This is a genomic window from Thermostichus sp. OS-CIW-31, assembly GCF_054060305.1.
In genome coordinates this window covers 1-8675 of the sequence record NZ_JBSSDA010000038.1, presented here as the reverse complement: position 1 = coordinate 8675, position 8675 = coordinate 1, and the positions used below count along the sequence as shown (strand labels likewise).

The window sequence follows — 8675 nt, the reverse complement described above, 5'->3', positions numbered from 1 at the left end:
CAGCCGATAAACACGAATCTGTCGCGCTTGAGCCAGTCATCGACGATGTCGAACCATCCTCGCTCCTGACGCACGCGCCCTACCGCTATGGTCATCTGAACTACTCCTTAAAGACATCTAAATGAATGAGGACGTTGATGAAACTACAAAGTTTGCTTCTTCGAAGCAAGAGCGGAGCCTAGGTATAAAGACTCAACTCCTGGGTCTTTTGCCTCAGTTTCCTTGAACGGCTCTTTGGCAAGAACTGCTCAGGAGTTTCCCGTTAAGTCAGGATCCCTAGCGCTTCAAGACCCTACTTAGAACCGTTTCCACAACTCGCGAGGCCCAACGGGCCATTCGAGAGCCACCAAACAAGCTTTACGGCTGTAGGCATTACAATTTAGCCTATGCCGGTAAAGACTTGTAAATTGCTTTCATTATAGAGGCGGATAGCCGGATCTCATCAAGTCTGGGAGAACGACTGTTTTTCGAGGAGTTGGGTTTGGGCCGCTACACCCTTGGAGTGAAGGCCAGGGCTTGGGATCCGATATCCTGAGAAGGCGATGTATCCCATTTGCGAGGAAGCTGAATCTATGGCTGGCGAGATCTTCACCATTGCTGGACTCTGCATTGTGCTGACCCTGGTGGGCGTGGCACTTGGATATGGGATCCTAAGGGTGACCCAAGGGGGGGCAGAGTAAAGCTGTCGAGGATTTCTCCCGGGCCCGGTATCGGGCCTTGTTACAGCTCCATGTCAATTCCATGTCAATTGGCCACCTGGATATGAGGTGGGTGGCGGAAAGATGATAAACTCATGAAGATTTGTATCGTTGGCGCTGGGGCGGTGGGAAGTCACTTGGCCATATGCCTGGCTCGGTCTGGCTTTCCCGTCAGTGTCGTGGCCCGTGGAGCTCACCTGCAGGCCATCCGCACCCAAGGTCTGAAGCTCATCCGGCAGGGGGATCCCTCCCAAACCTGGGTAGAGCGGTTGACAGCCACCGACGATCCGGCTGCCCTGGGCCCACAGGACTGGCTGATAGTGACGGTCAAGGCCCACAGCTTGCCGCAGCTTGCCCCTCGACTGGGATCCCTGTGTGGCCCCGACACCCCCATTGTGATTGCCCAGAATGGTATCCCCTGGTGGTACTTCTACCGGCATGGCGGCGAGTTTGAGGGGCATTCCCTGACTTCCGTGGATCCAGAAGGGGTTATCGCTGCTCATTTGCCGATAGAGCGGGTGATTGGCTGTGTGGTGTACATTGCCGTGCAGTTGGCAGAGCCGGGAGTGGTCTTGCACACAGGGGGTGGGCGCTACATTCTGGGGGAGCCGGATGGATCCCTGTCAGGACGGCTGCAGTCCTTGGCCGCCATCTTTGAACAGGCGCAGCTTGCCACCACCCTCACCTCGCAGATTCGGGCCGAGATCTGGCAGAAACTGTGGGGCAATGCCGCCTTCAATCCCATCAGCGCCCTCACCCGGGCTGCTCAAGATGAAATTGCCCAATACCCACCCACCCGTGCTTTGGTTCGGTCGGTGATGCAGGAAGTTGAGGCTGTGGCCCAAGCTCTGGGGATCCGGCTGCCGGTCTCTTTGGAAGAGCGGCTAGAAGATGCAGCCCGCGTGGGATCCCATCGCACCTCGATGCTGCAGGATGTTGAGCTGGGGCGACGGACGGAGATCGAGGCCATTGTGGGAGCCATCACCGAGTTGGGGCGTTTGGTGGGCGTGCCCACTCCCCATTTGGATACTCTGTATGCTTGCGTCAAGCTGCTGGAGCGCTCTCTTTAGGCTCTTGCAGGGAGCGGTAGGGTCGCTACCGAACGGCAGCGAAACGATTCGTTTACCGGATCCCAGACTCCCCTTGGGGAAGTGGCTCGAACTCCTAGAATGGCTGTAGCCTCGAACTGACGAGGAAGCTGAAGGTAGCTGTCCATTTTTCTCCGACTCAACCCAACTGAAATCACAGCATTTGAATTAGCAAATGATGCTTGAAAACTCCATCGTGCTCATCACCGGAGCCAGTAGCGGCATTGGGGCCGCTTGTGCCACCCTTTTTGCCCGTTCTGGAGCCCGCCTGATTCTGGTGGCCCGCCGTCAGGATCGGCTGCAGGAACTGGCTGGGGAATTGCAGCAGGCTTACGGCACTCCTTCCTACCTGCTGGCTTTGGATGTGCGGGATGGGGCAGCCGTGCAGCAGGCGCTTCAATCTTTGCCCTCGCCGTGGGCCAACATCGACATCTTGGTCAACAATGCAGGTTTAAGTCGTGGCTTGGACAAGCTCCACATGGGGGCCTTGCAAGACTGGGAAGAGATGATCGATACCAACCTCAAGGGTCTGCTCTATGTTACCCGCGCCGTTTTGCCCGGCATGGTGGAGCGAGGTCGAGGCCATGTGGTGAACATCGGCTCCATTGCCGGTCGGCAGACCTACCCAGGTGGCGCTGTGTATTGCGCTTCTAAGGCCGCCGTGCGGGCCATCTCCGAGGGGCTGAAGCTGGATTTACTGGGCACCCCCATTCGCGTCACCGAGATTCAGCCGGGCCTGGTGGAAACCGAGTTCAGCCAAGTGCGCTTCCGTGGGGATCGCGCCCGCGCGGCAGCAGTGTATCAGGGCCTCACTCCCTTGACGGCGATGGATGTGGCTGAAGTGGTGGTGTTTGCGGCAACCCGTCCCCCCCACGTGAACATCAGCGAGATCTTGCTTGTGCCCACCGACCAAGCCAGTACCACCCTCGTACATCGTCGATAAGAGGCCGGCAACCGGGCTTTCGCCTCCACTCTTGCTTCCCTGAGCGACAATGGCAGCAAAGGTGGTGGGAACATGGGACTGGAAGCCGGGATCCTGATCGGGTTGGGAATCGGTTTGCTTTGCACGTTGCTCCTGGTGTGGCAGACTCGGCGCCGTTTCAGACGCGAATTGCAGCGGTTGGGATCCCTGGTGCATCTGGCCATGCCCCTCCACTCCCTGGAACAGATGCTCAGCTTGCTCAGCCGTTATCTTCGCCAACAAGATCTGGATTGGGCCAACCAAAAACAGCAACTGCAAAACTGGCAATACCTGAGTCAGCGGCTCCCTTGGGGATATCTGCGGGTAGACGAAAACAACGTGGTGCTGGAGTGCAATCCTGCCGCCCAGCGCCTGCTGCGCATCAGCCAATGGCAGCCGGGCATCAAGCTCTTGCTGGAATGGGTGCGCTCCTATGAGTTGGATCAGCTCATCGAGGCTACCCGCCGACAGGAGACCGCTGCTCCTGTCCAAAGTCGCGAATGGATTTTCTACCCTTCCGGTGGGGATGGCAAACCGATTCCGCTGCGGGCTTGGGGGCTGCTGCTGCCGCAAGCGCACGTGGCCATTTTTTTAGAAGACCGGCTGGAAGCAAAAATGCTGGCCCAACAGCGGGATCGCTGGGCTTCGGATGTGGCTCACGAGCTGAAAACCCCCCTCACCTCCATTCGCTTGCTGGCCGAAACTTTACAAAGCCGGGTCGATGCCGCTCAAGCAGTCTGGGTGGAACGATTGCTAAATGAAACTCTGCGCCTGAGCCATTTGGTTCAAGACTTGCTCGAACTCAGCGCCCTCAATTTGGGAGCCGCATCCCGCTCCCAATGGCGTTGGGTGGATCTGGCAAGTTTGGTGCGCGAGGCCTGGCAAAGTGTAGAGCCGTTGGCCAAGCCTCGACACCAGGAACTGCACCTGAGCGGATTGTCCCAGATTTACCTCTGGGGAGATGAGCAACGCCTATACCGCCTCATCCTCAATCTCTTGGACAACGCCGTCAAGTATGGCAAGCCCGACTCTCCTATCCACGTGGTGCTTTCGGAGCAGGGATCCCAGGTGCGGCTAGAGGTGTACGACCACGGCCCCGGCCTGCCAGAAGATCAATTTGAGTTGGTCTTTCAGCCCTTTTACCGCACCGACACTGCGCGGGCCCGCAGCAAAGGCGGAACCGGCCTAGGGCTGGCAATTGTGCGACAAATTGTCGAGGTTCACGGGGGCACCATCCAACTGCGCAATCACCCGCAAACCGGTGGGCTGTGGGTTCAGGTGGAACTGCCCCGGAAGCACCTGGATCCCTTGTGAAGCCTATCCGAAAACGCTCGCGTCAGTGGCCCGCAGCCAGAATCTGGACGAGAATCGCTCAAGATTTCCCTGCTGCAGGGCTGTCCATCTCAGGGGTGATCCCCTAGAATTGGGGTAGGTAATCCTTACAGTTCATCTTAAGCAGGCATTCGGAATGGGCACCGACTATCATTCCGCGGACTTGTTGTCCGAACGGGAACTGCAAGTCATCGAGTTGATTGCGGCAGGACTGACCAATCAGGACATTGCGGAACGCTTAGAGATCAGCAAACGCACCGTTGACAATCACATCAGCAACATTTTGAGCAAGACCCGAACGGCAAATCGGGTGGCCTTAGTACGCTGGGCCTTGCAATGGGGAAAGATTTGCCTGGATCAGGTAAACTGCTGCACTTTGGTCGATGACAAAATTGCTTAGTCCCATCCCATTTTGCCGGTCAAGTGTCCAGCAAAGAGTGTTGAGCGGGGGGGTTTTGGTGACTGTATTGCCCAGAAGTTATAGTCATTTCAATGAGGAATGAAACTGTTCCGTTGCAGTGCTTCCTAGCTCTTCTCTCTCTTAGGGAGAGGGATTGGGGGGCTCGCGGAAGTGATGCGGAGCATTTGGGCGACACCGCGGAGTAGTTAGGAAGCGTCTTAATCTAGCTTGAAGTGACTATACTTGAGTTGTTTTGAGCTACGTTGATTGGGTTGTCATACGTGAGCGTCCCCAAGCTGAAACGCTACGCTGTTCGCTACGATTCTATGCCCCTGATGGTTTATCGGGAATTGGCTGCCCATTTGGCTTGTGTTTCAGGGGTGAAAACGGAGCTGGAGTGGAAAAAAAACTCCACCTTTCGCTACCAAGACAGCCAAATAGAGGCATTGCATATTCATCAAGAACCCGATGCCGACATAGAACAAATTAAGCGTATTCTTGACCACTATGGAGCGTGGCAGTACAGCCCCTTAGAAGACTAGCTCTCTCTGCAACCCAAAAGGGATCCCTAGGGATAGGGATCCCCGGATGATTCCTCTGCAAGGTCTGGGAAAAACCAGTTCAGCGAGCAGCTTGGCCTTGGGCAGGCAGGTGCAGCTTACGAGCCAGGCCCAATCTCGCCAACAGCCAAATGGCCCAGTAGGTCATGTCGATCTCCCACCAACGCAAACCGGCCTTAACGCACTTCGGGTCGGCATGATGGTTGTTGTGCCAGCCTTCACCATAGGTTAGAATGGCCGCCCACCAAAGGTTACGAGCATTGTCATTGCTCTCGAAAGTCCGGTAACCCCAGAAGTGGCTGGCCGAGTTGATTAACCAGGTGCAATGCAGTAGCAGCACTGTCCGCACAAAGATACCGTACACGACGAATGACCAGCCTCCCAGCAGGTAGAGTATCGCGGCCAATGGCAGCTGCAGAAGCAGGGCGTACCTATCCAGCCAGCGGTAGAAGGGATCCCGAGCCAAGTCCGGCGCAAAGGCAGAATACTTCTCAGGGTTGAAAAATTCTTCGCGGTGGTAGATCAGCCAGAGTATGTGGCTCCACCAAAAGCCCTTACGAGCAGAATAGGGATCCTTCTCCTCGTCTTCGGTGAAGGCGTGGTGCTGACGATGGCCGCCCACCCAAAAGATCGGCCCCCCTTGAACGGCCAGGGCACCGAGAGTCGTGAAGACATATTCCAGCCACTTGGGCACCTGGAAACTACGATGGCTGAGCAGGCGGTGGTACCCCAAGCAGATGCCTAAGCTGCCGAAACACCAGTGGAGAAATAGGGCTACTCCCAGAGCGGGCCAGGAGAAGAAGAAAATGCCTCCCACCAAAGCCACCACGTGAAAGATGGCAAAGAAGAGCACATGTTCCCAAGCAAACCGAAAGGACTCTTGGGGCTCGGGCTGAATGAGCGGAGCGGGATGATTCAGCGATTGGCGAGAAAAAGAAGTGGTCATGAACCCACAAAACCTCAGAAGAAGAAGTAGACTAGACTGACTAGGAAAGAGCCAAAACACAAAGCCCAAGTTAAGGCCGCCGGATAACAGCGGCCCAACGTGGAAACGGAGTCAAACCCCTGAAGACACCGCCATAGCCAGCGGTGACTTGCTATGTGCTCCGCTGTGATGAACTTGGCTACACAGGAAGAAGAGGAGCAGAGGCAACGCCGCCGACATCCTCTCGCTTGACATTAAGCCTAGCGGTATTCCACCGTAAATGCAAGCGTCACTTGCAGCCCGCCGCAATTCTTCAGGTTTTCTCCTCACTATGGCACGTCCTTCTTCTCGGCAAAGGCTGCTGAATGCGGCTCGGGAGCTGTTCGTTCGTCAGGGCATCACCCAGACCACCACCCGTCAAATTGCAGATTTGGCCGGAGTGAATGAGGTCACCCTGTTTCGGCACTTCGGCACCAAGCAAGGGTTACTCCTGGCCGTATTTGGCGAGTTGGGGGTTTTTTCCGGCATTGCCGATCTGCCTCTGAAGGCGGATCCCGCCCCCTCTCAAGGTTCTGGGTTGCAAGCCATTCTCCTGCGCTATGTCCACACCTGTTTTCGGGCTTTGGCCGATAATCCTGAACTGGTGCGCTCCCTGGTCGGGGAGGCTGGTCTTTATTCTGAGGAACATCGTCGCGCCTTGCGGATGGGTTTTTCTCAGGCCCAAGAACAGCTGACAGAGTATTTGCGGCGATTTCCCAACTCTGAGTTGCAATCTGTCGAGCCAGATCGCCTTTATGCAGCCGTTGGGGTTTTGCATGTAATGATTTTGGGAGCAGCAATGTTGGCGGTAACTGCCGAGTTGCCTTCCGTTGGCGCCGACGGAACCGAGCCCTCTGTTGAGGGGCAGCTATCGGATGAAAAATCTAAAAAATCAGAGAAAGGCGCCGAAACCGCCAGGATCCCCCCCCTTCTGCAAGCCTGCGTGGAGCTGTGGATGGCAGGCGTGACCCAACAGAGACCAGATAGAAAAGAGAGGAGGTTGTAAGCCGGGTTCTGTAGTGCAGAGTTGCACTGGCGATCATCTATCTGGGAGTGATGTTACCATCACCCTCTAGCGGCTCACCACCATCGAGAGCACCCTTCCCCACTTTGGGTACCGTGATCTCGATGCAGCCAACAGGGGCGAAGAACAGCCATAGTCCTGCGGCTGCGGCCTTGCTTTCCACCGGGGTTTACCGAGCCAACGCCTCACGACGTTGCTGGTGGGCTCTTACCCCACCTTTGCACCCTTACCTGTGCTGGGATCCCAGCCATCGGCGGTATGTTTCTGTGGCACTATCCTCGCGGTTACCCGCACTGGGCTTTCCCCAGCGGTGTGTTCTTCTGAAAGCCCGGACTTTCCTCATCCCGCTGTCTGGTGGCGACAGCAAGGACGCGATCGCCTGCCCCTCCTCTCTCTTCAGCTCGATCCTACTGCATCTCCCAAACCTAGAAAATCCCGGAAATCGGTACAAACTCCACTTGATCGGGAATGTTGGGGGCCAGGTGTAAGATTTGCCGGTTCAAATCCATCACCACAGCCGCCACGCTTTCGGTGCGATCCCAGACGGGCAGATGGGGATCCGGATAGCGGCAGATGCAGTGGGGGGCATTCGTCCGGTCTTGTAGGATTTTTTGAAGAGTGACCGCCTCTAGGGTTCCCGTTTGAGCACTCTGGCGAAGCAAATGATAGGCCCGTTCTAGCCTTGTGGAGGATCCTGTGTGGGGGGGGGCAGCCATCTTCTCGCAAGGCCGGATCCAGGAAATGATTGGTGTGGGCGAGGATCCCTCCTTGAGGGAGATGCAGGCCAATTCCTCGTGGACTGATTTCAAAGCTGATTGCACTAGCGGGCTGTAGGCCTACCGCCTGTCCTGCGGTACCCGCAACGCTGACACAAGAGGACGCGGTGTAAGGATAGGATCTCACCCTCTCCACAGCTTGCTGCCACTCCTCGCACTCCAACAACAAGCGCAATAGCAAATGCACCGGCATTCCCTCGGTTTGCCCATCTAGGGTAGAGCGCAAGAGGTTGAGGGCCACGGCCAACCCTGCTCGGTTGAGGCCGATTTTGGCCAGGATCCCAGCTTCGGTCAGGGTGAGGTAGGCAGGGTGGTTATCGGAGCGAACGCACAACAGCACACAGGCCCTGCGCTGCTCCCCGATCCAATCCCAGGTTTGGGCCAAGTAGGTGTGGTGGGTGGAGGTAGCCTGGGGCAAGGCCGCCAGGGTGGTGCATTCTCCCCCATCCGGGTTGGCTTGGGCTGGATCGATGAGATCAATCCCCTTGAATTCATGAGCAGGATCCGGTGGGTGCTGGGGCACCCCGTTTTGGAGATTGTGTTCCAGAGCAGCGGCGCAGTTGGGATGGGATCCACCGACAACCGATCTGGATAAAATCTCGGTGCGCAAATTGAGGGCCAGAATCTCGGCAAAACGGAAGCCACTCCCCGCGGCAATGCCTTGGATTTCTTCCAGCAAGTAGGGCACGTGGCGCTCTAGCCAGGGCAGGGATCCCTCTGCTTGGGTCTGGGCCTGCTGCCAGGTGAGACCACAGCGGTAGGCAAATTGGCGGGCGTAACTAGGTTGTGTTGATCTTTCATTTGAGCCAAAAGAGAGCACTGACGAGATAGAGAAAACTCAAGAAGTTCCTGGCCAATTTGTCAAAACGAGA

At 56.6% G+C, this 8675-nt stretch carries 9 protein-coding genes, 1 other RNA gene and 1 pseudogene; 7 read left to right on the top strand and 4 right to left on the bottom strand.

The genetic code is table 11. The features are described 5' to 3' along the window. Nucleotides 1-572: 572 nt before the first annotated feature. From petM to ACVWY9_RS13920, 6 genes are all read left to right on the top strand, one after another. Nucleotides 573-680, top strand: coding sequence for a cytochrome b6-f complex subunit PetM (gene petM, locus ACVWY9_RS13945; protein ID WP_414329137.1), 108 nt, complete (start codon nt 573-575; stop codon nt 678-680). A gap of 113 nt (nt 681-793) precedes the next feature. Continuing rightward, nucleotides 794-1768, top strand: a complete 975-nt coding sequence (locus ACVWY9_RS13940; protein ID WP_457389010.1) for a ketopantoate reductase family protein — start codon at nt 794-796, stop codon at nt 1766-1768. Nucleotides 1769-1961: 193 nt separating this feature from the next. Further along, on the top strand, nt 1962-2729 hold the full coding sequence (locus ACVWY9_RS13935; protein ID WP_011432494.1) for an SDR family oxidoreductase: 768 nt from the start codon (nt 1962-1964) through the stop codon (nt 2727-2729). A 72-nt stretch (nt 2730-2801) separates the two neighbouring features. Then, nucleotides 2802-4061, top strand: a complete 1260-nt coding sequence (locus ACVWY9_RS13930) for a sensor histidine kinase (RefSeq protein ID WP_457389008.1) — start codon at nt 2802-2804, stop codon at nt 4059-4061. A 154-nt stretch (nt 4062-4215) separates the two neighbouring features. Then, nucleotides 4216-4479, top strand: coding sequence for a photosynthetic electron transport-dependent transcriptional regulator PedR (gene pedR, locus ACVWY9_RS13925; RefSeq protein WP_011432496.1), 264 nt, complete (start codon nt 4216-4218; stop codon nt 4477-4479). Between the two features lie 281 nt (nt 4480-4760). Beyond that, nucleotides 4761-5021, top strand: a complete 261-nt coding sequence (locus ACVWY9_RS13920) for a hypothetical protein (RefSeq protein ID WP_414343320.1) — start codon at nt 4761-4763, stop codon at nt 5019-5021. A gap of 79 nt (nt 5022-5100) precedes the next feature. On the opposite strand, the gene ACVWY9_RS13915 is transcribed toward ACVWY9_RS13920, so the two are convergent. After that, nucleotides 5101-5985: an acyl-CoA desaturase gene (locus tag ACVWY9_RS13915; RefSeq protein ID WP_011432498.1), complete on the bottom strand. Its 885-nt coding sequence runs from the start codon at nt 5983-5985 to the stop codon at nt 5101-5103. Between the two features lie 259 nt (nt 5986-6244). On the opposite strand from ACVWY9_RS13915, the pseudogene ACVWY9_RS13910 reads away from it, so the two are divergent. Next, nucleotides 6245-6403: pseudogene (locus ACVWY9_RS13910) on the top strand (TetR family transcriptional regulator); the annotation flags it as partial. Between the two features lie 45 nt (nt 6404-6448). On the opposite strand, the gene ACVWY9_RS13905 reads toward ACVWY9_RS13910, so the two are convergent. The 3 genes from ACVWY9_RS13905 to ACVWY9_RS13895 form a co-directional block, all read right to left on the bottom strand. After that, nucleotides 6449-6781, bottom strand: a complete 333-nt coding sequence (locus ACVWY9_RS13905) for a hypothetical protein (protein WP_238376897.1) — start codon at nt 6779-6781, stop codon at nt 6449-6451. Nucleotides 6782-6990: 209 nt separating this feature from the next. Beyond that, nucleotides 6991-7420, bottom strand: an RNA gene (gene rnpB / locus ACVWY9_RS13900) — RNase P RNA component class A. A 3-nt stretch (nt 7421-7423) separates the two neighbouring features. Beyond that, nucleotides 7424-8623: a C45 family autoproteolytic acyltransferase/hydolase gene (locus tag ACVWY9_RS13895; RefSeq protein WP_457389005.1), complete on the bottom strand. Its 1200-nt coding sequence runs from the start codon at nt 8621-8623 to the stop codon at nt 7424-7426. Between the last annotated feature and the right edge of the window lie 52 nt (nt 8624-8675).

Coding starts and splice junctions, on each gene's coding strand:
- ACVWY9_RS13905 (WP_238376897.1), bottom strand. CDS start 6,781: ATGCAAAACCCCAACGGCTGCATAAAGGCGATCTGGCTCGACAGATTG.
- ACVWY9_RS13935 (WP_011432494.1), top strand. CDS start 1,962: ATGATGCTTGAAAACTCCATCGTGCTCATCACCGGAGCCAGTAGCGGC.
- ACVWY9_RS13915 (WP_011432498.1), bottom strand. CDS start 5,985: ATGACCACTTCTTTTTCTCGCCAATCGCTGAATCATCCCGCTCCGCTC.
- petM (WP_414329137.1), top strand. CDS start 573: ATGGCTGGCGAGATCTTCACCATTGCTGGACTCTGCATTGTGCTGACC.
- ACVWY9_RS13940 (WP_457389010.1), top strand. CDS start 794: ATGAAGATTTGTATCGTTGGCGCTGGGGCGGTGGGAAGTCACTTGGCC.
- ACVWY9_RS13930 (WP_457389008.1), top strand. CDS start 2,802: ATGGGACTGGAAGCCGGGATCCTGATCGGGTTGGGAATCGGTTTGCTT.
- pedR (WP_011432496.1), top strand. CDS start 4,216: ATGGGCACCGACTATCATTCCGCGGACTTGTTGTCCGAACGGGAACTG.